This is a genomic window from Steroidobacter sp. (assembly GCF_036406195.1).
Classification (GTDB): domain Bacteria; phylum Pseudomonadota; class Gammaproteobacteria; order Steroidobacterales; family Steroidobacteraceae; genus Steroidobacter.
The window spans coordinates 1-25389 of sequence record NZ_DASWVW010000060.1; the positions used below are offsets into that span (position 1 = coordinate 1).

General features: G+C 63.5%; 28 protein-coding genes. 1 reads left to right on the top strand and 27 read right to left on the bottom strand.

Going from position 1 to position 25389, the window contains the following annotated elements:
• Positions 1 to 153 precede the first annotated feature (153 nt).
• The 23 genes from VGE08_RS23240 to VGE08_RS26655 all read right to left on the bottom strand — a co-directional run bounded on the left by VGE08_RS23240 (position 154) and on the right by VGE08_RS26655 (position 18712).
• Positions 154 to 1098 (bottom strand): diguanylate cyclase domain-containing protein, encoded by a 945-nt coding sequence (locus VGE08_RS23240; RefSeq protein ID WP_331070319.1) that lies wholly within the window; start codon positions 1096 to 1098, stop codon positions 154 to 156.
• A gap of 15 nt (positions 1099 to 1113) precedes the next feature.
• Positions 1114 to 2157 carry a beta-N-acetylhexosaminidase gene (gene nagZ, locus VGE08_RS23245; protein ID WP_331070320.1) on the bottom strand — a complete coding sequence of 348 codons (1044 nt, stop codon included), beginning with the start codon at positions 2155 to 2157 and terminating at the stop codon, positions 1114 to 1116.
• Positions 2158 to 2247: 90 nt separating this feature from the next.
• Positions 2248 to 3600, bottom strand: coding sequence for a 23S rRNA (uracil(1939)-C(5))-methyltransferase RlmD (rlmD, locus tag VGE08_RS23250; protein WP_331070321.1), 1353 nt, complete (start codon positions 3598 to 3600; stop codon positions 2248 to 2250).
• Positions 3597 to 4385: a 3'-5' exonuclease gene (locus VGE08_RS23255; RefSeq protein ID WP_331070322.1), complete on the bottom strand. Its 789-nt coding sequence runs from the start codon at positions 4383 to 4385 to the stop codon at positions 3597 to 3599. Before VGE08_RS23255 ends, rlmD begins: the two co-directional genes overlap by 4 nt.
• 14 nt (positions 4386 to 4399) lie before the next feature.
• Entirely contained in the window at positions 4400 to 4786 is a 387-nt protein-coding gene (gene acpS / locus VGE08_RS23260) for a holo-ACP synthase (RefSeq protein ID WP_331070323.1), read from the bottom strand.
• Between the two features lie 100 nt (positions 4787 to 4886).
• Positions 4887 to 5615, bottom strand: coding sequence for a pyridoxine 5'-phosphate synthase (gene pdxJ, locus VGE08_RS23265; RefSeq protein ID WP_331070324.1), 729 nt, complete (start codon positions 5613 to 5615; stop codon positions 4887 to 4889).
• Between the two features lie 12 nt (positions 5616 to 5627).
• Complete coding sequence (recO, locus tag VGE08_RS23270; protein WP_331070325.1) at positions 5628 to 6350, bottom strand: DNA repair protein RecO; 723 nt, start codon at positions 6348 to 6350, stop codon at positions 5628 to 5630.
• Positions 6351 to 6465: 115 nt separating this feature from the next.
• Positions 6466 to 7446, bottom strand: coding sequence for a GTPase Era (gene era / locus VGE08_RS23275; RefSeq protein ID WP_331070326.1), 981 nt, complete (start codon positions 7444 to 7446; stop codon positions 6466 to 6468).
• Between the two features lie 25 nt (positions 7447 to 7471).
• On the bottom strand, positions 7472 to 8164 hold the full coding sequence (rnc, locus tag VGE08_RS23280; protein WP_331070327.1) for a ribonuclease III: 693 nt from the start codon (positions 8162 to 8164) through the stop codon (positions 7472 to 7474).
• A 19-nt stretch (positions 8165 to 8183) separates the two neighbouring features.
• On the bottom strand, positions 8184 to 8549 hold the full coding sequence (locus VGE08_RS23285) for a DUF4845 domain-containing protein (RefSeq protein ID WP_331070328.1): 366 nt from the start codon (positions 8547 to 8549) through the stop codon (positions 8184 to 8186).
• Between the two features lie 72 nt (positions 8550 to 8621).
• On the bottom strand, positions 8622 to 9413 hold the full coding sequence (gene lepB / locus VGE08_RS23290) for a signal peptidase I (RefSeq protein WP_331070329.1): 792 nt from the start codon (positions 9411 to 9413) through the stop codon (positions 8622 to 8624).
• A gap of 11 nt (positions 9414 to 9424) precedes the next feature.
• The gene (gene lepA, locus VGE08_RS23295) at positions 9425 to 11227 is read right to left on the bottom strand and encodes a translation elongation factor 4 (RefSeq protein ID WP_331070330.1); all 1803 of its coding nucleotides are present in this window, start codon (positions 11225 to 11227) and stop codon (positions 9425 to 9427) included.
• A gap of 147 nt (positions 11228 to 11374) precedes the next feature.
• Positions 11375 to 11620 carry a glutaredoxin family protein gene (locus VGE08_RS23300; RefSeq protein ID WP_331070331.1) on the bottom strand — a complete coding sequence of 82 codons (246 nt, stop codon included), beginning with the start codon at positions 11618 to 11620 and terminating at the stop codon, positions 11375 to 11377.
• Between the two features lie 19 nt (positions 11621 to 11639).
• Complete coding sequence (locus VGE08_RS23305; RefSeq protein WP_331070332.1) at positions 11640 to 12719, bottom strand: MucB/RseB C-terminal domain-containing protein; 1080 nt, start codon at positions 12717 to 12719, stop codon at positions 11640 to 11642.
• Positions 12719 to 13441, bottom strand: coding sequence for a sigma-E factor negative regulatory protein (locus VGE08_RS23310; protein WP_331070333.1), 723 nt, complete (start codon positions 13439 to 13441; stop codon positions 12719 to 12721). Before VGE08_RS23310 ends, VGE08_RS23305 begins: the two co-directional genes overlap by 1 nt.
• A gap of 126 nt (positions 13442 to 13567) precedes the next feature.
• Positions 13568 to 14161 (bottom strand): RNA polymerase sigma factor RpoE, encoded by a 594-nt coding sequence (gene rpoE, locus VGE08_RS23315; protein WP_331070334.1) that lies wholly within the window; start codon positions 14159 to 14161, stop codon positions 13568 to 13570.
• A gap of 151 nt (positions 14162 to 14312) precedes the next feature.
• Positions 14313 to 14816 (bottom strand): hypothetical protein, encoded by a 504-nt coding sequence (locus VGE08_RS23320; RefSeq protein ID WP_331070335.1) that lies wholly within the window; start codon positions 14814 to 14816, stop codon positions 14313 to 14315.
• Positions 14758 to 15060, bottom strand: a complete 303-nt coding sequence (locus VGE08_RS23325) for a succinate dehydrogenase assembly factor 2 (RefSeq protein WP_331070336.1) — start codon at positions 15058 to 15060, stop codon at positions 14758 to 14760. The genes VGE08_RS23320 and VGE08_RS23325 overlap by 59 nt, the downstream gene beginning before the upstream one ends.
• Positions 15061 to 15116: 56 nt before the next feature.
• On the bottom strand, positions 15117 to 15899 hold the full coding sequence (locus VGE08_RS23330) for a succinate dehydrogenase iron-sulfur subunit (protein ID WP_331070337.1): 783 nt from the start codon (positions 15897 to 15899) through the stop codon (positions 15117 to 15119).
• Between the two features lie 2 nt (positions 15900 to 15901).
• On the bottom strand, positions 15902 to 17686 hold the full coding sequence (gene sdhA, locus VGE08_RS23335) for a succinate dehydrogenase flavoprotein subunit (protein ID WP_331070338.1): 1785 nt from the start codon (positions 17684 to 17686) through the stop codon (positions 15902 to 15904).
• A complete protein-coding gene (gene sdhD, locus VGE08_RS23340) occupies positions 17683 to 18069 on the bottom strand; it encodes a succinate dehydrogenase, hydrophobic membrane anchor protein (protein ID WP_331070339.1) in 387 nt (128 codons plus the stop codon). The genes sdhA and sdhD overlap by 4 nt, the downstream gene beginning before the upstream one ends.
• Positions 18066 to 18461, bottom strand: a complete 396-nt coding sequence (gene sdhC / locus VGE08_RS23345; protein WP_331070340.1) for a succinate dehydrogenase, cytochrome b556 subunit — start codon at positions 18459 to 18461, stop codon at positions 18066 to 18068. The genes sdhD and sdhC overlap by 4 nt, the downstream gene beginning before the upstream one ends.
• 47 nt (positions 18462 to 18508) lie before the next feature.
• Positions 18509 to 18712 carry a DUF1674 domain-containing protein gene (locus VGE08_RS26655; protein ID WP_414717529.1) on the bottom strand — a complete coding sequence of 68 codons (204 nt, stop codon included), beginning with the start codon at positions 18710 to 18712 and terminating at the stop codon, positions 18509 to 18511.
• Positions 18713 to 18827: 115 nt separating this feature from the next.
• Between VGE08_RS26655 and VGE08_RS23350 the strand changes: the two genes are divergently transcribed.
• On the top strand, positions 18828 to 19751 hold the full coding sequence (locus VGE08_RS23350) for a hypothetical protein (protein WP_331070341.1): 924 nt from the start codon (positions 18828 to 18830) through the stop codon (positions 19749 to 19751).
• Positions 19752 to 19833: 82 nt separating this feature from the next.
• On the opposite strand, the gene lysS is transcribed toward VGE08_RS23350, so the two are convergent.
• The 4 genes from lysS to VGE08_RS23370 form a co-directional block, all read right to left on the bottom strand.
• The gene (gene lysS, locus VGE08_RS23355; protein WP_331070342.1) at positions 19834 to 21405 is read right to left on the bottom strand and encodes a lysine--tRNA ligase; all 1572 of its coding nucleotides are present in this window, start codon (positions 21403 to 21405) and stop codon (positions 19834 to 19836) included.
• 5 nt (positions 21406 to 21410) lie between these two features.
• Positions 21411 to 22506 (bottom strand): peptide chain release factor 2 gene (gene prfB / locus VGE08_RS23360; protein WP_333783776.1). Its coding sequence is split into 2 segments (ribosomal slippage): positions 21411 to 22442 and positions 22444 to 22506, totalling 1095 coding nucleotides; the frame shifts between segments, so codons are not numbered across the junction.
• 128 nt (positions 22507 to 22634) lie between these two features.
• Positions 22635 to 24368, bottom strand: a complete 1734-nt coding sequence (gene recJ / locus VGE08_RS23365) for a single-stranded-DNA-specific exonuclease RecJ (protein WP_331070343.1) — start codon at positions 24366 to 24368, stop codon at positions 22635 to 22637.
• Positions 24362 to 25384: a hypothetical protein gene (locus VGE08_RS23370; protein WP_331070344.1), complete on the bottom strand. Its 1023-nt coding sequence runs from the start codon at positions 25382 to 25384 to the stop codon at positions 24362 to 24364. Before VGE08_RS23370 ends, recJ begins: the two co-directional genes overlap by 7 nt.
• Positions 25385 to 25389 lie beyond the last annotated feature (5 nt).

Consider the following 25389-nt stretch of genomic DNA (forward strand, 5'->3'; position numbering starts at 1 on the left):
CCGTCCGCTCGCAGCGCAAGGGCTTGCTTGCGCAACTCGATTCTGGCGTCTGTGCTGGCCTTGCGGCGATCTTCTTGGCTCACCGGCGGAGTATGTCACACCGATGTTTTAGATTCATGTAGTTTCACGCCGGGTTAATAAGTGCCATTGCCCTTAATCCGCTTCGCGACTGACCACGCGATTGCGGCCCAGATCCTTGGCGTCACGCAACGCCTTCAACGCCTGCTCGTAAATGCGCTCCGGTGCGGCATCGTGCGGCGGCACCAGGGAAACGACGCCGGCACTGGCCGTCACGTAACGCGACACGATCGAGCGCGGATGATGAATAGCGAGATCGCGCACTCGCCCCAGCACCGCCTCGGCCAACTTGGAAGCCTGTGCCAGATCCAGACCGGTGGTCATCGCGGCAATCTGGTCTTCATCGAAACGGCCGCACAGGTCGCTGGCGCGTCGGAAACATCCGCCGATGACCCGTGAGATGCGCTTGAACGATTGATCCGAACCGTTCTTGCCGAATGTTTCCTTGTAGGTGAAGTAGCAGTCCAGATCGAAGATCAGGAAGCTGAGGCGGCGTGACTCGCGCTGCGCCAGGCCCCAGTCCCGCTTCACCAGCTCATCGAAATAGGTCCGGCGCAACAGCCCGGTCAGTTTGTCGTCGCGCAGGTAGGCCAGCATGGTTTGTGTACTCAGTGCCGGATCACTCTTGTCGCGCGCTTCGGGAAGACGCAGCCGATCGCCGCCCTCGCGATGAAAGCCTGCGAAGTGCGTCACAGTCCCGCTGGCATCGCGCAGCGGCTGAATGGTCACTTCGTTCCAGAACATCGTGCCGTCACGCCGATAGTTGCGCAGCGTGGTCTGGCACGACTTGCCGTCTTGCAGGGCGGCGCGAATCTTGGCCAGGCCCTCCTGTTCATGATCCTCGCCCTGCAGGAAACGCAGGCTGCGGCCCAGGAACTGGCTGGCGTCGTAACCGGTGAGCTTCTCCATTGCAGCGTTCACGAACACCACCGGGTGATCGGCGGCACGGGCGTCGCAAACCACCACCCCCTCCGGGGCGGCCTCCACCAGGCTTTTCAGCAGTGTTGCGTCGACGCTCATGTTGTTCGGTTCTGCTTATGCATTCAGCCGTAGATCGGGCCGCTCCATGCAGCCCTTCACGGCCCCCTCGCAGGCACGCCACTCCAGCGAAGCGTGCAGCGCGTCGCGGGGCAATCCCGGCTTGCCGTGCAGGCGGGCCATGCGGACTTGACTTAAAGGATCTCCGCTCCCCCGCAAAGAATCGATGACCTGGAGCACACCTTGACGATCGTTGCACAAGGAAAGCACATCACAACCGGCTTCCAGGGCCGCTTTGGCCCGGGCCGGCATGTCCCCGACCACTTTGGCGCCGGCCATGGACAGGTCGTCGGTGAATATGGCGCCCTCGAAACCCAGCCGGCCGCGCAGCTCGCTTTGCAGCCAGCGGCGTGAGAAGCCCGCTGGCTTATCGTCCACGTCGGTGAAGATCACATGGGCGGCCATGATGGAGGCCAGGCCGTTGTCGATCAGCCGGCGATACGGGGTGAGGTCCTCGTCCATGTCCGCCAGCGGACGGCGGTCCACCGGCATGGCCACGTGCGAATCGGGGGCTACGAAACCATGGCCGGGATAGTGCTTGGCGGTGGCCGCCATGCCCGCTTCCCGCATGCCGCCCATGAAGGCGATGGCCAGCTCGGACACGATGCGCGCATCGCGATGAAAGGAACGATCCCCGATCACCGTGCTGGCGCCATAGTCCAGGTCCACGCACGGCGCAAAACTCATATCGATGCCCACGGCCCGCAACTCGGCGGCCATCAGCCAGCCGCATTGGCGGGCCAGCAAGCGACCTGCGACCGGGTCCAGATCGTATTGGCGGCCGATGACACGCATCGACGGCAACACGGTAAAGCCCTTGCGAAACCGCTGTACACGGCCGCCCTCATGATCGACCGTGACCAACAGCGGCGGCGAGCGCACGGCGCGAATGTCGGCGACCAGTCGCTGCAACTGCTCGACGCTTTCGAAATTGCGCGTGAACAGGATCACAGCGCCAACCAGCGGATGAGCCAGCAGTTCCCGATCTTCCTCGGTCAGGGTGGTGCCCTGCACGTCGATCATCAGTGGCCCGAGAGTCATAGGACGGCGGTTGGTGGTTAGCGGTTGGTGGTTGGATGAAGAATAGTCGACGATCCCGGTAGTGGTCTCGCTCTGGCTAACCACTAGCCACTAACCGCCAACCGCCTTCACGAAGAGTGCGGCCGATTCCACGTGCGCCGTATGGGGAAACATATCCATCACACCGGCGGCGCGCAGTTCGTAACCATGCTCGTGCACGAGAATACCGGCATCGCGCGCCAGGCTGCCCGGATGACAGGAAATGTACAACACGGTGTCGGCACCCGACTTAGCGACCACAGGCAGGACTTCTTGAGCACCGGCGCGCGGCGGATCCAGCAGTACCTTGTCGAACTTGCCGGCCCACGGGCTCGAGAATTGCGCCGTGCCCAGGCTCTCGTCGGCCAGGTTGGCCGTATAAAACTGCGCGTTCTCCAGGCCGTTTCGAGCCGCATTGGCCCGAGCGCGCGCCACCAGGCTGGCATCTCCCTCGACCCCGACCACTTGCCCCGCCCGGCGCGCCAGCGGCAATGAGAAATTCCCCAGCCCACAGAACAGATCCAGCACACGATCCGTGCTCTGGGGCGCAAGCAACGTGACCGCGCGATCGATCATCTGCAGATTGAGCGGGCCATTGACCTGGATGAAGTCGGTCGGCAGGAAATGCAGCGCGAGATCGAACGCGGGCACGCGATACTCCAGCGGCGCGAGTTCCTCCCCAGCGTCATGCAGGGGCGCGACGGTGTCATAGCCACCGGGCTGGAGAAACATTTGTACCGAATGTTCGCGGCCGAACCGCTGCAGCAGCGCTTTATCCGCATCGGTCAACGGCTCGAGCACCCGCACCACCAGGGCAACCGCGTTATCCGCCACCGCCACTTCGATCTGCGGCACACGATTGCGAATGCTCAATGCCGTGACCAGCTCCGACAGCGGCACGATGAGTCGATCCATCGGCGACTGCAGTACTTCACAACGCTGCAGGTCGGTGATGTAGGGCGTATTGCGCTCGCGGAAACCGACCACCGTGCGGTTCTTCTTGGGCACCCAGCGTGCCGCCAGTCTCGCGCGACGCCGATAGTTCCAGGTGTCCGCCTGCAGCGGCGGTAGAATCTCCTGCGGCGTGACTTTGCCGATGCGCGTCAAGGAATCCATAAGCTGCTTTTGTTTGAACAGCAGCTGTTGTTCGCCGGACAGGTGTTGCAACACGCAGCCGCCACACATGCCGAAATGTATGCAGCGCGGCTCGACGCGAGCCGGCGACGGCTCGATGACGCGCAGCAAACGTCCTTCGTCGAAGTTGCGCCCGCGCTTGAAGCGCTGCCATTCGACCAGCTCGCCGGGCAGAGCATCGTCGATGAAAACCGTCTTGCCCTCGACATGGGCGATGCCGCGGCCTTCGTGCGACAGATCGGTGATCTTTGCGACTTCCGGTGCGCGCTGCGCATTGCTCCGCCTGCTCATCGTTGGGACGGCCCCCAGGCGGCGAGGAATTCCTGGAAGTGCGGCTTGCCCTGAGCGGCCTGCGTGGCCAGCACCTCGCGCACCCTGGCGATCTCGGCTTCATACTCATCGCGCATGAGACGGCCACGCATCATTTCGAAGCGCAGATAGATCAAGAGCGTGTTGAGCACATCGGTTTCGCAGTAGTTGCGGATGACGTCGATCTGTCCCTCGAGGTAGGCATCCCAAACTTTGTCGCCGCTCATGCCGAGCTTGCCGGGCAAACCGAGCAACGTGGCCGCGGCCTGCAAGCTCACCCGGGCGCGGCTCTGGTAGCTCGACAGCACATCCATCAAGTCCAGGTGCCGGGAGTGATAGCGATTGAGATAGTTGTTCCAGCGAAACGCCTGGTCCTCATCGCCGCCTTCCCAATAGCGTGGCGCGACGATGCCGTGACGGAGCGCGCGATAGTGCAGCACCGGCAGATCGAAGCCGCCGCCGTTCCAGGAAACCAGATCGGGCGTGTACTTCTCGATGCCATCGTAGAAGCGCTGGATGATCTCGGCCTCCGACGCGTTCGGATCGCCGAGCGACCACACCTTGAATGTATCGCGCGAGCGCAGTGCCACCGAGATGGCGACCACGCGCTGCTGCTCGTAGGAAAGAAACTCGGTGCCCGAGGCTTCGCGACGCTTGGCCTGCATCACATAGCCGACCTGCTTGTCGCTCAGGTCGCCCAGGTCATAGATGCGACGGCCCAACTCGACGTCGGGAATGGTTTCTATGTCGAAAACAAATACGGGCATTTAATTCGCCATTCTCAATGACCACGGCACATCAGCACCGCCACTGCGACCACCAGCCCCGCTTCATCGGTCAATGTGATGTGACCCTCGCCGATGCCGAGCCGCTCGCGCAGCCGCTGGCCGCGCTCCGACCAGATGATGCCGGGCCGGCCGAATTCGTTCGCGGCCACGCCGACATCGCGAATCCAGATGCCATGCGCGAAACCGGTCCCCATGGCTTTGACAATGGCTTCCTTGGCGGCAAAGCGCATCGCGAGAAACCGCGCGGGGCGAGTCTGCGCGCGAAACGCGTCCAGTTCTGCGGGCAACAGCAAGCGCTGGATGAAATGCTCGCCATACTTCTCGTGCAGCCGCTCGATGCGCTGGATCTGCACGATGTCGGTGCCAATGCCGAAAATCATGGCTAGTGGTTGGCGGTTGGTGGTTGGTGGTCAGTTAGCGATCGTCGTAGCGCCCTCGTCCGGCCAACCTCTAACCACCAACCGCTTACCGCTCTTCTCATCACCGCCCGGCTCGGGCCTGCAGCATCAGACGCTTCATCTCGGCGACCGCAGTCGCCATGCCATGAATCACGGCATGCGCCACGATGGAGTGCCCGATGTTCAGCTCGACGATCTCGTGGATCGCTGCGATGGGCTGCACATTGTGATAATGCAGGCCATGGCCGGCATGCACGGTGAGCCCCAGCTTGGCCGCGTGGTGGGCCGCCGCTTCGATGCGCTTGAGCTCCTTGGCCCGCTGTTCGCCGATCGCATCGGCATAGGCGCCGGTGTGCAGCTCGACGACCGGTGCACCGACCCGTACCGCGGCTTCGAGTTGCGCCGGTTCCGGATCGATGAACAGGGACACGCGAATGCCGGCGTTCGCCAGCTTGGCGCAGACCTTCTTCAACGAATCCTGCTGGCCGGCCACGTCGAGGCCGCCCTCGGTGGTGATTTCGGTGCGCTTCTCCGGCACCAGGCAGACATCCGGAGGGCGGACCTCCAGGGCGATGCCGACCATGGCGTCGGTGGCTGCCATTTCCAGGTTCAGGCGAGTCTGCAGCGCATCCTTGCACATGCGCACGTCGCGGTCCTGGATATGCCGACGATCTTCGCGCAGATGAATGGTGATGCTGTCCGCGCCCGCCTGTTCGGCGATCAACGCCGCAAACAACGGATCAGGATAGGTAGTGCGACGCGCCTGACGCAGCGTCGCCACGTGATCGACATTTACACCGAGGTGAAGCATTGGGGAATGCTGTCATTTTCCCTTTCGCAACGCCAGCATGACTTGCCGGGTGCGCAGCTCTCGGCCCTCCAGGCAGCGGTCCAGGGCGGCTCGCAACAGACGGCGGGCATCGGCGCAGACCGCCGCGTCCGACAATTCCTCGCGGCCCAGCGACAGCAGCGTTGCGCCGGAATAAACCACCGTCCCCTCGGCCACGCCTTCGATCCGCACCGGCCCCTGCTCCATGCGGTAGTGATAAGAAGCGTCCGGATCGATCGGCTCGTGGTCGCGCGCGTCTCGTTCCAACGCCAGGCCATAGCCGATGGCGTCGAGCAGGCGCTTCTCGAACAGGCGCAAGGGCCGGATCGGGTCCTCTCGCTTCAGCTGGTCCAGGGTCTGCGAGTACAGCGCGAATACGTCGGGATGGCTGTCGTGACGCGCGAACAGCTTCAGCAACAGCTCGTTCAAATAGAACCCGTGCACCAGGCGGTCCGGGGGCAGCGGCATCATCGCGCCGTCGAACTCGGCCCCAGTCAACTGCCCCGCTTCGCCCCGCCCGCTCCACGACACCAGCAGCCGATTGAACGGCTGCAGGATGGAGAGCAGCGACGAGTTGGATTTACTGCCGCCGCGCGCGCCGCGGGCAAACACCGAAACGCGACCGTGATCGCGCGTGAACAACTCCAGAATCCGGCTCGTATCGCGATACGGCCGGTGATGCAGTACGTATGACGGCTGGAGATGAACGTTGGCCACTGCGGCTTGGAAGTGACTAATGAATGGTGACTAATGAATAGTCAGAGGCGCACGACCATGCCGCCGAAGCATTTCTGACCATTCATCAGTCATTGGTCACCAGTCACTTCGGTTCCTACATTTCGTAGCCCAGCTGCTTGAGCGCCATTTCGTTGTCCGACCAATTCTCCTTGACCTTCACCCACAGCTCCAGGTGCACCGGGCGGCCGAACAGGTTGGACATTTCGATGCGCGAGGCGCGCCCGACTTCTTTGAGTTGCTCACCGCCCTGGCCGATGACGATGGCCTTCTGGCCGGTGCGCTCCACCCAGATCACGGCATTGACCAGCAGCCGTCCGTCCTCTTCCTTGAATTGCTCGATGGACACAGTCAGCCCGTACGGCAGCTCCTGCCTCAGACGCAATGTGAGTTTCTCGCGCACGATCTCCGCCGCCTGGAATTCACGGCTGCGATCGGTGAGCTGATCCGGCGGAAAATGCGGCGGCGACAGCGGCAGATGGCGCGCGATGATGGACGGCAGCTGCTCGATATTGCTTTTCTTCAGCGCCGACAACGGCACCACCTCGACGAATTCAGCGCGCCGGTTCAGTTCTTCGATGAAGGGCAGCAGACGCTCGCGCGGCGTCACCTTATCGACCTTGCTGAGCACCAGGATGATCGGACGCTTCTGCTGAACCAGAGCATCCAGCACGCGCTGGTCCTCGTCGCTCCAGCTCAGCGATTCGACCACGAACAGGTTCACGTCCGCATCCTGCAGGGACGCGAGCGCGGCCCGGTTCATGTGACGATTCATGGCGCGACGGCCGCCGGAATGAATGCCCGGCGTATCGACGAAAATGATCTGTTCCTCCGGCCGCGTCAGTATCCCCAGGATGCGATGCCGCGTGGTCTGCGGCTTGGGACTGACGATGCTGACCTTGCGCCGGAGCAACGCGTTCAACAGCGTCGACTTGCCGACGTTGGGCCGGCCGACGATGGCCGCGAAACCGCAGCGATAATTCTCGGACACAGCCAGGCCGCCGGCTTCATCGTGCTCGTGCAGATCGGCGGATTCTTCGGAGGGCTGGTCCGGGACTTGTGGGGGTTGCTCGCTCATCGGATCGCGAAACGTCGCAGCTTCATCAGGTGGATTTTTCCTGGCTCTGGTGGAAGGCATTCAATAACAACTGGGCAGCGGCCTGCTCGGCGCGGCGCCGGCTCGGACCGCTGGCGGACACTTGCAGGCCCAGCGAGCTCACCGAGCAGCGCACCTCGAAAAGCTGATTGTGCGCCTCGCCGGTGATGGATTCGACCGAATATGAGGGCAGCGGCAAGCCGCGCGCCTGCAGTGCTTCCTGCAAACGAGTCTTGGGGTCCTTCAGTTCGTCGGCGCTGGGCAGCCGGCCCAGGCGCGGCACCAGCAATCGTTCGATCACGCCAGCGGCGGCCTCGAAGCCGCCGTCGAGATAGACGGCGCCGAACAATGCCTCCAGCGCATCGGCCAGGATGGACTTGCGTCGGAATCCGCCGGACTTCAGCTCGCCCGAGCCCAGCCGCAGCTGGCTGCCGAGATCGATCTCGGCGGCGATCACGGCCAGCGCCTCGCCACTCACCAGGCTGGCGCGGAAGCGGGACAGATCGCCTTCGTTGGCCTCAGGGAATGCATTGAATACCAGCTTGGCGACCACGCAGGTAAGCACTGCGTCGCCCAGGAATTCCAGGCGCTCGTTGTGCGCCCCACCCGCGCTGCGATGCGTAAGCGCGGACTCGAGCAAAGCCGGGTCGCGGCACTCGTATCCAAGCTTCTCACGTAGCCATTCGCGCGCGGTCTTCAAGTGCGACTCAGATCCCCGACTAGGTTGCGCCGCCGACAGTCACGCTCTTGTCGAAGTCGACGACCAAAGAAACGTTGGCGATGAACGGTGCCTCGGCACGATACCAGGCGCGCATCACGAAGCCTTTGCCGTCTCGTTTGATCTCGATGTCCTGGTAATCGATGGACTTGATGTCCTCGACCGCCCAGCGACGCGACAGCGAGTTTCTGAGCGCGCGCTGATCGCCGCCCGAATTTTCCTTGGCAGTCTGCTCCAGGGCGCGTGCCACCGCCATGTATTCCAGATACAGGGGGACCAGCCGGATCAAGGCGAACACGGCCAGACCCAGGATGGCGACGATGGTCAACATACCCAGGGCAGTAGCGCCACGCTGACGGGAACGCATGCTTGCAACTCCACTTTACGGGCCGCCAAAGGCCCACCGGTTAGGGGGTCAGTGGCGCGAAAGATACCTGAATTACCGGATCGGATCGCCGATTCGGTCCCAGATTGGCGCGGCCGGCAGGTCCCAGTTGAGCCAGATCCGCACCGCCTTGCCCACCAGGTTGCGCTCGGGCACGAAGCCCACCTCGAAGTAGCGGCTGTCCCGGCTGTTGTCCCGGTTGTCGCCCATGAAGAAATAATGCCCGGCAGGGACGATCTCGTCGTAGTCCCGGGCTTCGCGGCCCGGCAGATACAGCACCTGGTGCTCGATGTCGCCCAAGTGCTCGGTCGCCAGCTGCGCCCCGGTATGGCCGTGGCCGGTGTAGGTGCCGTTCATGTCGACCTTGACCCGCTCGCCATTGATGTAAAGGTTCTGGCCGCGCACCACGACGTGATCGCCCGGCAGGCCCACCAGACGCTTGATGTAGTTGGTGGCCGGGTCCTTCGGCAGGCGGAACACGATCACATCGCCCCGCTGCGGCTCGCCAATGGCAAGGATCTTGGAGTTGAGCACCGGCAGCCGCAGGCCATAGGAGAACTTGTTGACGAAGATGAAGTCGCCGTCGAGCAGCGTCGGCATCATCGAATCGGAGGGAATGCGGAACGGCTCGAACAGGAACGAGCGGATCAGCAGCACGATCAGGATCACCGGAAAGAACGAGCGCGCGTACTCCACCACCAGCGGCTCGCGAACGTGTTCCGGCGTGATGCCCTTGGCGGCCGCGTCGGCCATGCGCCTCGGCTTGAACGCCAGCGCGTCGATGGCCCAGATCAGGCCGGTGAGCAACGTCGCCGCCACCAGGATGAACGAAAAGTCGAAGATCATGCTGTGCCCACTTATTCTTTCTTGGCCTTGCCCACCTGCAGCACGGCCAGGAAGGCCTCCTGCGGGATCTCGACCGAACCGATCTGCTTCATGCGCTTCTTGCCTTCCTTCTGCTTCTCCAGCAGCTTGCGCTTGCGCGAAACGTCACCGCCGTAACACTTGGCGAGAACGTTCTTGCGCAGGGCCTTCACGGTCGCGCGCGCGACGATGTGACTGCCGATGGCGGCCTGCACCGCGATTTCGAACTGCTGCCGGGGAATCAGTTCCTGCATCTTGTCGACCAGCTCGCGGCCGCGCGCATAGGCGTTATCGCGATGCACGATCAACGACAGCGCATCGACGCGGTCGCCGTTGATCAGCACGTCCAGCTTGACCAGCGGCGCCGATTCGAAGCGGGCGAATTCGTAGTCGAAGGAAGCGTAGCCGCGGCTCACCGACTTGAGGCGGTCGAAGAAATCCAGCACCACTTCGGCCATCGGCATTTCGTATTGCAATGACACCTGGTTGCCGACGTATAGCATCTTGGTCTGCCGGCCGCGCTTCTCCGTGCACAACGTGATCACGGCGCCGACGTACTCGGGCGGCAAGAGAATGTTTGCTGTAATGATCGGCTCACGCAAATCCTCGATTTCGTTGCTCGGCGGCAGCTTGGACGGATTGTCCACGTATACCAGCGTGCCGTCGGTCTTGAGCACCTCGTACACCACCGTCGGCGCGCTGGTGATCAGGTCCAGGTTGTACTCGCGCTCCAACCGCTCCTGCACGATGTCCATATGCAGCAGGCCCAGGAAGCCGATGCGAAAGCCGAAGCCCAGCGCGGTCGAGACTTCCGGCTCGTAATGTAGTGCCGAATCGTTGAGCTTCAATTTGGCGAGCGCGTCCCTGAAGTTTTCGTAATCATCCGATTTCACCGGGAACACGCCGGCGAACACGCGCGGCTGGACCTTTTTGAAACCGGCCAGCGGCTCGCTGGCGGGCCGGGCGTCGAGCGTGATGGTGTCGCCCACCGGCGCGCCGTTGATCTCCTTGATGCCGGCGATCACGAACCCCACTTCGCCGGTCTCGAGCGACTCGCTGGCCACCGATTTGGGCGTGAAGCGGCCGAGCTTGTCGATCTGATAGGCGCGACCCGTCGACCACATGCGGATCTTCTGTCCCCGGCGCAGCGAGCCGTTCACCACCCGCACCAGCGACACGACGCCGACGTAGTTGTCGAACCAGGAATCGATGATCAAAGCCTGCAGCGGCGCCTCGGGATCGCCCTTCGGCGGCGGGATGCGCGCGATCAACTGCTCCAGCAGCTCCGGCACGTTCTCGCCGGTCTTGGCGCTGACACGCACCGCGTCGCTGGCTTCGATGCCGATGATCTCCTCGATCTCCTTGATGACCCGCTCCGGCTCGGCCGAGGGCAGGTCGATCTTGTTGAGCACGGGCACCACTTCCAGCCCCTGCTCGATGGCCGTGTAGCAGTTCGCGACGCTCTGCGCTTCGACGCCCTGCGCCGCGTCCACGACCAGCAGCGCGCCTTCGCATGCTGCCAGGGAGCGGGACACTTCGTAGGAAAAGTCCACGTGGCCCGGCGTATCGATCATGTTGAGCTGATAGACCTGGCCGTCGCGCGCCTTGTAGCGCAACGACACGGCCTGCGCCTTGATGGTGATGCCGCGCTCCCGCTCCAGATCCATGGAGTCCAGCACCTGCGCCTCCATCTCGCGTGCTTCCAGGCCGCCGCACAGCTGGATGAAACGGTCGGCGAGCGTGGATTTGCCGTGATCGATATGGGCGATGATCGAGAAATTGCGGATCAGCTTCATCAGAAGGCTTGTACTGCTGGCCGGGGGACTGGCCGGCGGCGGCGGATTATAGCGGGCTTGGTGCTGGGCAGGATGCCCGAATGCAGCAAGCACATGAATGTGCAGGAGCTGCCGCCGCCGGTGGGCGTAGCAGCACCCGGGTGCGGTTTACGCCGGTCCGGCAGTGATGCGCCGGACCCGCTCCCGGTCCAGCCGGTAGTTGCAGACGAATTCGTCGTCGGCAAGCAGCACGGGAATACGCAGGCTGTACTTGCGCTCCAGGGCCGGATCCTGGCCGATATCGACGACCTTGACCCGCGCCGCCTCGGCAGGACTCAGCTCTTCAGCCAGCTCATGGAGCATTTGCTCGCACAGGCTGCATTCGGGGCGGCTCAGGACCGTCCATTGTGTCATCGCGGAGGCTCGTTCCCCGTCACTGCTGCGGCTGGGGTGGCGGCAGAGCGGACTGATTCGTGGCAGGCGCAGGCGCGGTCGGCGCTGCGGCCTCGTCTTTGGTGACACCGGCGGCAATGGCCTCCAGGGTCACGGGAGGCACTTCGCCTACAGCGGTGACCTGATGGTCGTCCAGCGAGCGGGAGAAGGCGAAGGCAGCGCCCACTTTGGCCAGGCCCTTCACCGGCTCGGCCTGCGGATTGCGGGGCTCGATGAATACCGACACCGACGCCAGGCCGTCCGAATACACCAGGTGCTGCACCGGGCCGCTGGAGCCGGCGATGAATTGAATGCGCCACGCCGTCAGCCGGAAGCCCGCTGGCAGGCGGATCACGCCCCAGCCTCCGGCCTGACCCGCGGCCGCCAGCTGCGGCTGCGCGTCTTGCCGGATCCAGCGAAAACCTTCGCCGGTAATGGACGGCTTCAAGCTGTCGGCAGGAATACGGTCGCGGAAATTGAGCTCCGCAAACAGGATCTGTTCGATGACCTTGCCGTTGCGATCGCACAGTTGCGATTTGAGCGGCATCGCCGTTTCGTCATCCAGCCACAGACGATAGCCATAACGAAACTGGTCGCGAGGCGTGACATTGATCACCTGCGTGCGGCGGCCCAGCGCCTTGGTGAACGGTCCACGCTCGATGTTGTAGTGAGCTTCGAGCTGATCGTTGTACGCGGGCACGGCCGCGAGCAGTGTGTTGTCGTCGGTGCGCTTTTCCACCAGCACCGTGCGACGGTCCGGCAGATAACAGATCACTTCGGTCTGATTGCGAATGATCTCGCGACCGCTGCCGTCGAGCGAGACCAGGCGCTCGGTGACCTTGCCCCTGTCGACGCGGTGATAGATCCGCATCGCTTCGGAGCGCTCGTCGCGCAGATGAAAGAAGCGGCCTTCGTAATTGCGGGTGGCGAGCGCTTCGGACATGCGCTCCAGCCACTGGCGAGCTTCACGATCCGCCGCCCCTGCTCCCGTGGCCACCACGGTCAGCATCGCGGCCATCAGACCAACCGGCCATCTAATCGGCCATTTCGGCATGTGAACCGTGGTGTGCAACGAAGCCATCAACGTACCGAAGCAGCGTCATCGTCGACAGAAATCTGGATCGTGGCATCGCCCGATTCCAGCGCCTGAACTTCCGCGTCGTCGGCCAGCACTCCACTGAGCACCGAGCGGCGGCCGAGCGGCGACGAATATTCGCTGTGCGCGACCACGTAGTTGGTCAGGCGGGTGGCGGGGATGAACGCGGAGCTCGAGGTCGTAGTCGGCACCACATAACTCGGCTCAGAATCGTCGGCCGGCGAAACGATGGACTCGTTCGCCGCGGGCTGATTGGCAGCGACCATCGGCATCGCGACGCCCCCCGAGTCGGGCTGACCGGTGGGCTGCAGAGTGAGCACAGCAACAGCCGCGACACCGGCGGCGATGGCCATACCGGCCGCGGGCCGCAGGTAACGCAGGGTCGCGGGGGAAATCCAAGAAGCGGCGGCCGGCGCCCGGACACCGTCGTTTCGGGTGCGATTCGGGTACTGGACCGGCGAGCGAGTTGGTGTTGCGGCAGGCGCGGTCGATTCCGCGGCCACGGCGGCCATCACCTTGCCGGCGAAGTCGGGCGAAGCAACCGCCGGGCGCTCGGCCCGCATGGCTTCGCCAATCAGCGAATAGCGGCCGATGGCGGCACGCAACTCAGCCTCTCGCCCCACCCGCTTCAAGAGCAGGTCGAGCTCCGCCGGCGGCAGCTCGCCGTCCAGGCAGGCAGAAAGCTGTTCATTCAGAGCATCCGTCATGCTGTCACCACGATGGTCATCGCCCCGGTCATATGTGTCGACACGCTCACCAACCTGGCCAACCTTGCCAGCAATGCACAATTCGATTCAATCGCCGCTCATCGCTCATCATTCCGGCAACGGCGCTCACTCCAGCAATGGCTTGAGCTTCTTGTCGATGGCCTCGCGCGCCCGGAAGATCCGGGATCGCACGGTGCCCACCGGACAATCCATCGCTTCGGCGATCTCCTCGTACGACAGGCCTTCCAGCTCACGTAGCACGATCGCCGTACGCAGGTCCTCGGGCAGCTGCTCCATCGCCTCCTCGACGACCGCGCGAATCTCGTCCGTCAGCAGCACTGCTTCCGGAGTGTCCGCTTCCTTCAGCTTGGCCTGCCGGTCGTACTGCTCCGGGTCCTGCAGGTCCAGGTCGAAGTCCACCGGCCGGCGCCGCTGCGACACCAGCGCGTTCTTGGCTGTATTGATCGCAATCCGATACAGCCAGGTATAAAACGCACTGTCGCCGCGAAACGAGGCCAACGCCCGATACGCCTTGAGGAATGCCTCCTGGGCAACGTCCTCGGCCTCGGCCGCGTCGTTGACGAAACGCCCGACCAGCTTCAGTACCCGATGCTGGTACTTGAGCACCAGCAGGTTGAACGCCGTCTGGTCACCGGCCTGCACGCGCCGGACCAGCTCCTGGTCGGTGTCATCCGGGGTCGTCGTCGGTGTGGTCGTCAAGCGCCCGCTCCCTGCCCGACAGGCGGAAGCGCGCTCGGTGGCCACTCCACGACTGCACTCATAGACTGACGGGCCGCGCGAAAGTTCGCCGCGACATAAGCTTCCCTGAACATTCGCTGAGTGAATACGTGATGGCCGTCAAAAAACATGCTCATGCACCGAGAACCCGCGCGCGCAGCGGCTGACGGCAGACTGATTCCAAGCGCAGGCGGACGCCGAGGCGGCGCAAATCGCCGTCTTCGACATCGCCCTGGAGCAGCAACATCGAGCGTCGCCGCGGGCCGCCGGCTTCGATGTGCCAGCGAAGCCACAACCAGCGGCTGCCGACTCTGGATTGGGGTGACAAAGCCGCGGGCAGATTCACCAGTCCCGCGTCGGTAAGCATCCAGCTTCCGTCGGACAGCCAGCGGACGCCCGTCAGACGGTGAGCACCGCCCAACCACCCCTGCCGCCAGAGGCCCGCGACGACCAGGCTGCATGCACTGAAAAAAAGAACGGCAGCGGCCAGCGGGGACAAATCGAGCAGACGGGCAGCAATTGCCAGGGCCAGCACCGCCAGCGCGCCGAGCCAGCGCTCGGTGCGACGGCCGCGGACATCAATCGTCAGCGGCTGGTGAATCGCCGGGGTCGGCGTTGCGGAGTCTGGCAATGACATGCGCCCAATCCGGATCTTCCGGCACCTCGCGTTGCACTACATAGGCGAACAGCTGCGGGTCTGGCGCTTCTAGCAATGCTGCAAAGGCCTGTTGTTCGGCAGCCGGGGCGGAAGGATACCGTTCCTGAAGATACCGTTCGAGCAGGACGTCCAATTCGCGCATGCCGCGCCGGCAGCGCCATTTGAGCTGGCCAGCGGTTGGCGCTTGGCGGTTGGCGGTTGGTGAAGAATCGTCCCGGCTCACAATGGCCTCGCGCCTCTGCTCCGACCAACCACTAACCGCTAACCGCCAACCGCATCTTAGTGCTGCCGTTCGGCCAGCTTCTTCTTGATCTCGGCAATGGCCTTGGCCGGGTTCAGGTCCTTCGGACACGCCTCGGTGCAGTTCATGATCGTATGGCAACGATACAGCTTGAACGGATCATTGAGCGCATCCAGGCGCTCGCCGGTCGCTTCGTCGCGCGTGTCGACGATCCAACGATACGCAGCCAGCAGCGCCGCCGGGCCGAGATAGCGGTCGCCGTTCCACCAGTAGCTCGGGCACGCGGTCGAGCAACAGGCGCACAGGATGCACGCGGCCGGACGATCGATCTTCTCCTGATCTTCCTTCGACTGCAGGCGCTCGCGATCCGGGGGCGCCGGCGTCCGCGTCTGCAGCCACGGCTTCACCGACGCGTATTGCGCGTAGAAGTTGGTGAGATCCGGCACGAGGTCCTTGATCACCGGCATGTGCGGCAACGGGAAGATCTTCACCGTGCCCTTCACGTCTTCGGTCGCGCGCGTGCAGGCCAGCGTGTTCACGCCGTCGATGTTCATCGCGCACGAGCCGCAGATGCCCTCGCGGCAGGAGCGACGGAAGGTCAGCGTCGGATCGATCTCGTTCTTGATCTTGATCAGCGCATCCAGAACCATCGGACCGCACGTCGACATGTCGATTTCGTACGTGTCGTAGCGTGGGTTCTGGCCCGACTCCGGATCGAAGCGATAGATGCGGAAGGTCCGCACGTCCTTCGCACCGGCCGGCGCCGGATAGTGCTTGCCGACGCCGACGACCGAGTTCTTGGGAAGACGGAATTGCGCCATGGTCAGTACACCCTCGCCTTGGGCGGAACGGGCTCCACGTCGTTGGTCAATGTGTTCAAGTGCACGGGGCGATAGGCGAGCGACACCTTGCCCTGCGGATCCACCCACGCGAGGGTGTGCTTCAACCAGTTCACGTCGTCACGATTCGGGAAGTCCTCGTGCGCGTGCGCGCCGCGGCTCTCCTTGCGATTCTCGGCGGAAACGATGGTCGCGACCGCCTGGCTGCGCAGGTTGTCGAGCTCCAGCGTTTCGATCAGGTCGGTGTTCCACACCATGCCGCGATCGCTGACGTTCACCTGCTCGAACGACTTGAACACGTCCTGCATCTTCACCACGCCTTCCTTGAGCGACTCGGAAGTGCGGAACACGGCGGCGTGGTTCTGCATCACGCGCTGCATGTTCAGCCGGACCTCGGCGGTCTTCAGCGAGCCCTTGGCGTTGCGGAACTTGTCGATGCGGCTGAGCGCGAAATCACCCGCATCTTTCGGCAGCGGCCGATGTTTGGTGTTCGGCTTGACGATCTCGGCGGCGTGCCGCGCGGCCTCGCGACCGAACACCACGAGGTCCAGCAGCGAATTGGAACCCAGGCGATTCGCGCCGTGCACGGACACGCACGCCGCCTCGCCCACCGCCATCAAGCCCGGCACGACCGCGTCCGGATTGCCGTCCTTCAGCATCACCACTTCGCCGTGATAGTTCGCCGGGATACCGCCCATGTTGTAGTGAACGGTCGGCAGCACCGGAATCGGCTGCTTGGTCACATCGACGCCAGCAAAAATCTTCGCGGTCTCGGCGATGCCCGGCAGGCGCTCGTGAATCACTTCGGCACCGAGGTGCTCGAGGTGCAGATAGATATGATCCTTGTGCGGGCCGACGCCGCGGCCTTCGCGAATTTCCATGGTCATGGAACGGCTGACCACGTCGCGCGACGCCAGATCTTTCGCGTTCGGCGCGTAACGCTCCATGAAGCGCTCGCCCTGCGAGTTGCGCAGAATGCCGCCCTCGCCGCGCACGCCTTCGGTAATCAAACATCCGGCGCCGTAGATGCCCGTCGGATGGAACTGAACGAACTCCATGTCCTGCAGCGGCAGGCCAGCGCGCAGCACCATGCCGCCGCCGTCGCCGGTACAAGTGTGAGCGGACGTACACGAGAAGTACGCACGGCCGTAACCGCCCGTCGCAAGAATCGTCTGATGACCGAGGAAACGATGCACGGTGCCGTCGGACATGTTGATGGCGACGACGCCGCGGCATTCGCCGTTGTCCATGATCAGATCGACGGCGAAATATTCAACGAAGAACTGCGCCTCGTGACGCAGCGCCTGCTGATACAACGTATGCAGCATCGCGTGGCCGGTGCGGTCCGCCGCTGCGCACGTGCGCTGCGCGGTGCCCTTGCCGAAGTGCGTGGTCATGCCGCCGAATGGACGCTGATAAATGCGACCGTCGTCGGTACGCGAGAACGGCAGACCGTAGTGCTCGAGCTCGATCACGGCGCCGGGCGCCTCCTTGCACATGAACTCGATGGCGTCCTGATCGCCCAGCCAGTCCGAACCCTTCACGGTGTCGTACATGTGCCAGCGCCAGTCGTCCTCGCCCATGTTGCCGAGCGCGGCGCTGATGCCACCCTGCGCGGCCACCGTGTGACTGCGCGTCGGGAAGACCTTGGTCACGCACGCCACCGAGAGACCCGAATGCGCCAGCCCGAATGTCGCACGGAGGCCGGCGCCGCCAGCGCCGACGACAACTACGTCGTAGTAATGATCGATGAACTGATACGCGCTCATGCGGCGCTCCCGAATGCGATGCGCAGCACGGAGAAGATGCCGAGCGCGCCCAATACATAGTGAATGAACTGCAGCGCCAGCATGGTGATGATCTTGGCACCGTGATGACTCACGTAATCCTCGACCACTACCTGCACACCCAGCTGCGAGTGATAGATCGTCGTGCCCACCAGCAGCGACAGCAGCACGGCGTTCATCGGCTCGTGGATCCACGCGGTGACGGTTTCGTAACTGCGATCGGGCAGCGCGATCAGCGCGAACACGAACCACAAGCCCAGCAGCACCAGCGCCACCGAAGTGACTCGCTGCGTCCACCAGTGGCCGACGCCCTCACCGGCCGCTCCCAGGCCCAGAACTCGTCCGACCGGACTGCGCAGACTCATACCGCACCTCCGCGGGCCAGCAGGAACCAAAGGAAAGCCGTGAGCACGGTCGCACCGAGGAACACCAGCCAGCCGCTGGCGCGTGCCTTGGCCTTCTCGAAGCCGTAGCCCACATCCCACACCAGGTGCCGCACGCCGTTGAGCAGGTGATAAAAGAAAGCGAACGAGAAACCGACCAGCAGAACGATGGTCACCGGATGGGCGAACACATCGCGCGCCGACGCGTACGCCTCGGGACCGCTGGCGGCGGCGACCAGCCAATAAACAAACAACAGCAATCCGACGGTGAGTGCGCAGCCGGTGAGCCGGTGCAGGATGGACAGCGTATTGGTGTACTGCCATCGATACATCATGAACGGCGACAGCGGCCGCTCGAATTTTGGATTGCTCATGTGAAATGCCTGCAGGTTGGGCAATCGTGCCGAATCAAAATAGAGACTCAGAAATCTATGCAGCGGCCCGCTTTTTCCCAATCGCCGAAGCGCGTCGGCTCCGGCCCGTCGCGGCCGCCGATCTCTTTCGGCGGGGAACCCGAGCCACCCGCTCCGGTCCCTTTATCGGTCACATCCGCCTCCACGGCGGGGACATCGCCCCCCGTCCGCGAACTTGTCGTTGTGGTTGGCCTCGAATTTGTATCTGCCATTGAACCGGACGATGATGGCGGAACCGTTCAAACGACCGGTAGTGTGCCAGAAGCACCCCGATGCAGGAACGGCGCGCTTTTCGTTTGTGGCGAGGCTTGATTTCGGATTTCACGAATGTCTGCCCCTAACAGTATCCCTGACAGCGTGGCCAACGGCGCCGCAGTGCCGTCAGTGCCTTCGGCCATCCAATTGACCCGGCTCGCCGCAATTATGGTGAGCGGGGCCGACGCTCGTTCTTATCTGCAAGGTCAGCTGACGGCCGATCTGGACGCGCTCGATTCGAATCGGGTGCAGCTCGCCTGCTGCAATTCCCCGCAGGGGCGCGTGCAGGCGGTGTTCTGGGTGCTCGCTCGCGGCGATGGCATCGCGCTAGTGCTGCCGGCCTCGCTGGTCGACACCACCGTGCTGCGTTTGCGGAAGTATGTATTGCGTGCAAAGGCGAAGGTGGAGGCCGCCAAACACTTGCAAATCGCGGTTGCGCCCCGCTCTGCTTTGCCTGCGGATGTGACATTGGAGAGCGGTGCCCATCGCCAGATCGATGGGGTGAGCTATTTTTCGCTTCCCGGCGTTTCTGTTCCCGGCATCGATGACGTGTTGCTACTCGGTGCGTTCTCCGCGCCCGTCGATGCAGCCGGCGAGCATCGCTGGCACCTCTCTCACATTCGTGCCGGCTTACCCCAGGTGTATCCGGAAACTCACGAAGCATTCGTGGCGCAGATGCTCAACATCGATCTGCTCGGTGGCATCAGCTTCGAGAAAGGCTGCTACACGGGCCAGGAGATCATCGCTCGCGCCCACTTCCGGGGGACGGTGAAGCGGCGGATGTTTCTTTTCCAGAGCCCTGGCCCGGCGCCCGCACCGGGCACGCGAGTTCTATCTGGCGAGCAACATGCCGGTGAGGTTGTCGATTCCGCGCCCACCGACAGTGGCTCCGAGATTCTCGCCGTCGTCAGCCTCGCGCAGCGAGACTCACCCTTACACATCGATGGCCAGACGGCGATCCTCACTCGCGTGCCGCTGCCCTACGCGGTTGAATAAGAGATTCAGTCTGATGTTGCTGAATCCGCGAAAAGCGCGGAGTTTCTCACATGATCCTGGGGACCCAGCCGGCGCCTCCAGATCAGGTCTCCGGGCGCATGTACGGGAACAGCAGCACGTCGCGAATCGAGGGTGAGTTGGTGTACAACATCACCAGGCGATCGATGCCGATGCCCAAGCCGGCGGTGGGCGGCAGGCCATATTCCAATGCGCGGATGTAGTCGGCGTCGTATTGCATGGCCTCCTCGTCACCCGCCGTCTTGCGGGCGAGCTGCTCCTTGAAACGCTGCGCCTGATCTTCGGGATCGTTCAGCTCGGAGAAGCCGTTGGCGATTTCGCGGCCGCCGACGAAGAACTCGAAGCGATCCGTGATGAACGGGTCCGAATCATTCCGCCGCGACAGCGGCGAGACTTCGGTGGGATAGGCGTAAACGAAAGTCGGCGCCACCAGCCGGTGCTCGGCCGTTTTCTCGAAGATCTCGATCTGCAGCTTGCCCGGTCCGTCGCCAGGCGAATGAGGAATGCCCAGCTTGTCGCAGTGAGCCCGCAGGTACTCCACATCGCGCAGCCTGGCGCGCTCGATGCCCGGGTTGAAATGCACCACCAGGTCTTCGACCGTGACGCGACGGAACGGTTGGCCGAAGTCGAACACCTCGCCCTGATATTCGATGCGACGCGTGCCGAGAATGGTGTCGCACAGCCCCTGGCACATGCGCTCGACCAGATTCATCAGGTCGGTGTAATCGGCATACGCCTGATACAACTCCAGCATCGTGAACTCGGGGTTGTGTCGCGTCGACACACCCTCGTTGCGGAAGTTGCGATTGATCTCGTACACCCGCTCGAAACCGCCCACCACCAGGCGCTTCAGATACAGCTCGGGCGCGATGCGCAGATACAAATCGATGTCGAGCTGGTTGTGATGCGTCACGAACGGCCGCGCCACCGCGCCGCCGGCGATTGCCTGCATCATCGGCGTTTCGACTTCCATGAAATCGAGCGCATCCAAGAAGTCACGCAGATACTTCACGATGCGCGTGCGCGTGCGAAACACCTGCCGGCTTTGCGGGCTGACGATGAGATCGACATAGCGCTGGCGATAGCGCGTTTCCTGGTCCGCCAGGCCGTGCCACTTGTCGGGCAGCGGGCGCAGCGACTTCACCAGCAGCCGCAGCTTCTCCACCTTCACCGACAGCTCGCCGGTCTTGGTGATGAACAGCGTGCCCTCGGCGCCCAGGATGTCGCCCACGTCCCAGGTCTTGAACTCGTCGTACACCGAGCCGAGCGCGGTGCTCTGGATGAACAGCTGGATCTCGCCGGTGCGGTCCATGATCTTGGCAAAGCTCGCCTTGCCCATCACGCGCTTGACCATCATGCGGCCGCCGACCTTCACGCGCACCGTGTTCTGATCGAACCATTCGGGCGGGCGATCGGCATACGCCGTGTGCAATTGATCGGCCAGCGCGTCGCGGCGGAAATCGTTCGGGAACGCCACGCCGCTGCTACGCAATTTTTCGAGCTTGGCGCGCCGCTCGGCAATCAGCTTGTTCTCGTCCACCGGAGCCTGCTCCGCCGCGCTCGACGGATTCGCCTTGGCGGCCGACTTGGCGGTCGACTTGGCGGTCGACTGGGGAGGTTGCGTGGGTTCAGTCATATGCGTTACAGGCCCTGCTTCAAGCTCGCTTCCAGGAACTGATCGAGATCGCCGTCGAGCACCTTGTCGGTGGCGCCGACCTCGACGTTGGTGCGCAGATCCTTGATGCGCGACTGGTCGAGCACGTAGGAACGGATCTGGTTGCCCCAGCTCACGTCCGACTTGGAGTCTTCCAGCACCTTGGCGGCGGCGTTGCGCTTGTTCACTTCCAGCTCGTACAACTTCGCCTTCAGCATCTTCATCGCCTTGTCGCGATTCTTGTGCTGGCTGCGCTCGGCCTGGCAGGCCACCACGATGCCGGTGGGCACGTGGGTGATACGCACGGCCGATTCGGTCTTGTTGACGTGCTGACCGCCGGCGCCGCTGGAGCGATACACGTCGGTCTTCAGGTCCGCCGGATTGATGTCGATCTGGATGTCCTCATCGACTTCGGGCGAGACGAAGACGGAGGCGAACGACGTGTGCCGCCGCGCATTCGAATCGAACGGCGACTTGCGGACCAGACGGTGCACGCCCGTTTCGGTACGCAGCCAGCCGTAGGCATAGTCGCCGCTGAAGTTGATGGTGCAGCTCTTGATGCCCGCGACTTCGCCGTCGTTCACGTCGACGACCTCGGTCTTGTAGCCGTGCTGATCGCCCCAGCGCAGGTACATGCGCATCAGCATCGCCGCCCAGTCCTGCGCTTCGGTGCCGCCGGCGCCGGCCTGGATGTCCAGGAAGCAGCTGTGCGCATCCATCTCGCCCGGGAACATGCGCTGGAACTCCAGCTTCTTCACCTGAGCTTCGAGCTGGGCGATGTCGCGCTCCACATCGGCGATGGCCGAGGGCTCGTTCTCGGCGACCGCCATTTCCAGCAACTCGGACGCATCCTTCAGGCCGTTATCGACCCGATCCAGCGTGCCGACGATCTGCTCCAGGCGGGCGCGCTCCCGGCCCAGCTCCTGAGCGCGATCGGGCGTATTCCAGATGGCGGGATCTTCCAGCTCGCGGGTTACTTCCGCGAGGCGTTCGCTCTTGGTGTCGTAGTCAAAGAAACCTCCTCAGCGCCCCGCTGCGCTCGGTGAGGTCTTCGATGGAACGGAGGATGGGATTGATTTCCATGAATGCGTGCGAATGGCCGGGAAAATGCGGGATGGCGATGCTATCACAGAAGCGGTTGGCGGTTAGCGGTTAGCTCCGGAGGCTTCCTGGCTCGACCAACCACTAACCGCTAACCGCCAGCCACTCATCTACAAGACCCGCAGATACTCCACCACCAGTTGCAACCGCTCCGCGCCGTTGTAGCGGTTCACGTCCAGCCGGTAGGCCAGCTCCACGCGGGAATCCGGCTGCACCTGCGGCGCGTCGTCGTGATCGAAATGGCGAAACGCAATCGCTTCGCAACTGGCGGTGCGCCCGTTGTGGCCGTCGGCGCGCACTTCCAGCTTGAGGTGCCGCTCGCCCAGGATGCGCACATTGCGCACCTCGAAACAGCCATCGAACAGCGGTTCCGGAAAAGCCTGGCCCCAAGGCCCGGCCTGCTGCAGCAGCCGCGCAACGTCGAGCGTCAGCTCGTCATGCTGCAGGACGCCGTCGGAATGCACCACGCCGATGGTGTCCTCGACACTCATCCAGCGCCGCACCTCGGCGTCGAGCTCGGCACGGAATGTTTCCAGGGCAGCGGCCGGCAAGGTCAGCCCCGCCGCCATCGCATGGCCGCCGAACTTCTCGATCAACCCCGGATGACGCGTTGCCACCGCATCGAGCACATCGCGAATGTGCACGCCCGGGACCGAGCGAGCCGAACCTTTCAACGTGTTCGCGTCCGCGCGAGCCAGTGCGATCACCGGACGATGGACGCGGTCCTTGACGCGCGAGGCCACCAGACCGACCACACCCTGATGCCACGACTCGTCGAACAAACATAGACCGAGCGGCAGCTGCGGATCTTCGGCACGCATGTCGGCGATGGCCATGAGCGCTTCCTGCTGCATCTGCAGCTCCAGCTCCTTGCGGTCGCTGTTCAATTGCGTGAGCCGGGCCGCCAGCAGCCGCGCGGTATTCGGATCGTCGGTCAGCAGACATTGAATACCGATGGACATGTCGTCGAGCCGGCCCGCCGCGTTCAAGCGAGGGCCGATCTGAAAGCCCAGATCCGCTGCCACGACATTGCCGGCAATGCAGTTGGCCGCTTCGAGCAAGGCGCGAATCCCCGCGATGCAGCGACCGGCGCGAATGCGACGCAGCCCCTGGTGCACCAGGATGCGATTGTTTCTATCCAGCGGCACCAGATCCGCAATCGTGCCGAGTGCCACCAGATCCAGCAGGTCCGCGACCGGTGGCGCATTGCTGCACAGTCCGCGATCCTGCATGGCACGGCTCAACGCCGCCATCAAATAAAACGCGACGCCCACGCCCGCCAGCGCCTTGCTGGGAAACGAGTCGCCCGGCGCATTCGGATTGACGATGGCATTGGCCGCCGGCACCGAGGCCGGCGCGAGATGATGATCTGTAATCAGCGTCTGGATGCCGAGCGCGGTTGCCGCGGTAACGCCGGCGTGACTGGAGATGCCGTTATCGACAGTGACGATCAAGCCCGGGCGCGCTTCCGCCGCGAGCTGCACGATCTCCGGCGTGAGACCGTAGCCGTACTGAAACCGATTGGGCACGAGGAAATCGACGTGCTTGAAGCCCAGCCCTCGCAGCTGACGAACCACCAGTGCCGTGCTGGTCGCGCCGTCGGCATCGAAGTCCCCCACCACCACGATGCGACTGCCGCGACTGAAGTGCTCACACAGCAAGTCCACGGCGGCATCGATGCCGCCCAGCCGGCTCACTGGAATCAGGCGCGCCAGTCCGAGATCCAGATCGTCGGCGGCATTGATGCCGCGGTTGGCATACAAACGTCGCAACAGCGGATGCAGATCGCCAGGCAACGCGAGCGAAGCTCCTGCCTCGCGACGACGGATAGTGCGGTTCAACATGCAGCCCAGTTCGCCGGCGGCAGCGGGCGGCGCCAGAATTTGAACATCGCGGCACGATCGGTATCGATGCGCCATCCGTCGAACAGCACCGTCAGATTCGAAATGGCGCCGCGGAGCAAAGCACGGCTGAGCGGCTCGAGCCAATTCGTTTCGAGCGCGCGTAGATCGGGCGGATCGATGATCGCGACGGTCGGGCCCGCGATGCGAGTCAACAAGCTCGCTGCATCGGCAGATTTGGGCTGCACCGGCAGGCCATGCAAGCGATAGATACCTTGCAAATAAACATCATCGCCGCTGGCCTCGGGCAATGACTGCGGTGTCACGTCACTCAACATCCCTTCCCCATGCACCCATATCGCGTTCATCGCGGGCAAGCCGCGGCGCTCACGCGATCTGTTGACCGGATGGTCGTGTAACAGCATCTGCATTTCTGTCATCAAGCGGCGCAGGCTGCCCGCATCCCGCCCGGTCGGCAAAATGTCGGCACGCGGATTCTCGGCAGCAAACTCCGGAGTGACCGTCTGCACCTGCAACGGCTCTTCACTACGCAGCAGCCACTCGCCATCCGCACCCTCGTGCAGCTGAATACCCGTGGACTGCAGATGATCGGCGAGTGTCGGTGACAACGCCGCGCGCTCGGCGGCACTCATGCGAGCCGCGCCATGCAATGGAATCGTCGTCAGACGATCCAGACCCGCCGCGAAGTGTATAGGCTGAGCACGCAGCCAGAAACCAATGGCACGCTCGCCGGTGGCGCCGGTGCGAATGACCGCTGCGCTCGGATACTGGTCGGCGGCATCGCGCAATTGAAGTGCATCGAGCACGGCCGCATGTAAGGCTCCCCTGCCCGCCTCGATCTGCCGCTTGAGCACCGAACCGCGACCTGCAAGGCGTGCAAGGCGAGTAAGCGGGGGCAGTCGACCGGTACCCGCCTCGTGCTCCGCGCCCAGGGGATTCTGATCGGGCGGATTCAGCTCGGGAACGATCAGGGTCACGGTGGACGTCAGCGTCTTCACATCTT

Bases quoted from the DNA above. Each gene is read 5' to 3' on its own strand.
- VGE08_RS23330 (WP_331070337.1), bottom strand. From the start codon at position 15,899: ATGGCGCAATTCCGTCTTCCCAAGAACTCGGTCGTCGGCGTCGGCAAG.
- VGE08_RS23310 (WP_331070333.1), bottom strand. From the start codon at position 13,441: ATGACGGATGCTCTGAATGAACAGCTTTCTGCCTGCCTGGACGGCGAG.
- VGE08_RS23285 (WP_331070328.1), bottom strand. From the start codon at position 8,549: ATGCGTTCCCGTCAGCGTGGCGCTACTGCCCTGGGTATGTTGACCATC.
- recJ (WP_331070343.1), bottom strand. From the start codon at position 24,368: ATGTTGAACCGCACTATCCGTCGTCGCGAGGCAGGAGCTTCGCTCGCG.
- sdhD (WP_331070339.1), bottom strand. From the start codon at position 18,069: ATGAGTCTGCGCAGTCCGGTCGGACGAGTTCTGGGCCTGGGAGCGGCC.
- era (WP_331070326.1), bottom strand. From the start codon at position 7,446: ATGAGCGAGCAACCCCCACAAGTCCCGGACCAGCCCTCCGAAGAATCC.
- VGE08_RS23305 (WP_331070332.1), bottom strand. From the start codon at position 12,719: ATGGCTTCGTTGCACACCACGGTTCACATGCCGAAATGGCCGATTAGA.
- VGE08_RS23350 (WP_331070341.1), top strand. From the start codon at position 18,828: ATGTCTGCCCCTAACAGTATCCCTGACAGCGTGGCCAACGGCGCCGCA.
- VGE08_RS23300 (WP_331070331.1), bottom strand. From the start codon at position 11,620: ATGACACAATGGACGGTCCTGAGCCGCCCCGAATGCAGCCTGTGCGAG.
- sdhA (WP_331070338.1), bottom strand. From the start codon at position 17,686: ATGAGCGCGTATCAGTTCATCGATCATTACTACGACGTAGTTGTCGTC.
- lepB (WP_331070329.1), bottom strand. From the start codon at position 9,413: ATGATCTTCGACTTTTCGTTCATCCTGGTGGCGGCGACGTTGCTCACC.
- sdhC (WP_331070340.1), bottom strand. From the start codon at position 18,461: ATGAGCAATCCAAAATTCGAGCGGCCGCTGTCGCCGTTCATGATGTAT.
- acpS (WP_331070323.1), bottom strand. From the start codon at position 4,786: ATGATTTTCGGCATTGGCACCGACATCGTGCAGATCCAGCGCATCGAG.
- VGE08_RS26655 (WP_414717529.1), bottom strand. From the start codon at position 18,712: ATGGCAGATACAAATTCGAGGCCAACCACAACGACAAGTTCGCGGACG.
- VGE08_RS23255 (WP_331070322.1), bottom strand. From the start codon at position 4,385: ATGCCCGTATTTGTTTTCGACATAGAAACCATTCCCGACGTCGAGTTG.
- lepA (WP_331070330.1), bottom strand. From the start codon at position 11,227: ATGAAGCTGATCCGCAATTTCTCGATCATCGCCCATATCGATCACGGC.
- pdxJ (WP_331070324.1), bottom strand. From the start codon at position 5,615: ATGCTTCACCTCGGTGTAAATGTCGATCACGTGGCGACGCTGCGTCAG.
- VGE08_RS23320 (WP_331070335.1), bottom strand. From the start codon at position 14,816: ATGTCATTGCCAGACTCCGCAACGCCGACCCCGGCGATTCACCAGCCG.
- VGE08_RS23240 (WP_331070319.1), bottom strand. From the start codon at position 1,098: ATGAGCGTCGACGCAACACTGCTGAAAAGCCTGGTGGAGGCCGCCCCG.
- nagZ (WP_331070320.1), bottom strand. From the start codon at position 2,157: ATGACTCTCGGGCCACTGATGATCGACGTGCAGGGCACCACCCTGACC.
- rlmD (WP_331070321.1), bottom strand. From the start codon at position 3,600: ATGAGCAGGCGGAGCAATGCGCAGCGCGCACCGGAAGTCGCAAAGATC.
- lysS (WP_331070342.1), bottom strand. From the start codon at position 21,405: ATGACTGAACCCACGCAACCTCCCCAGTCGACCGCCAAGTCGACCGCC.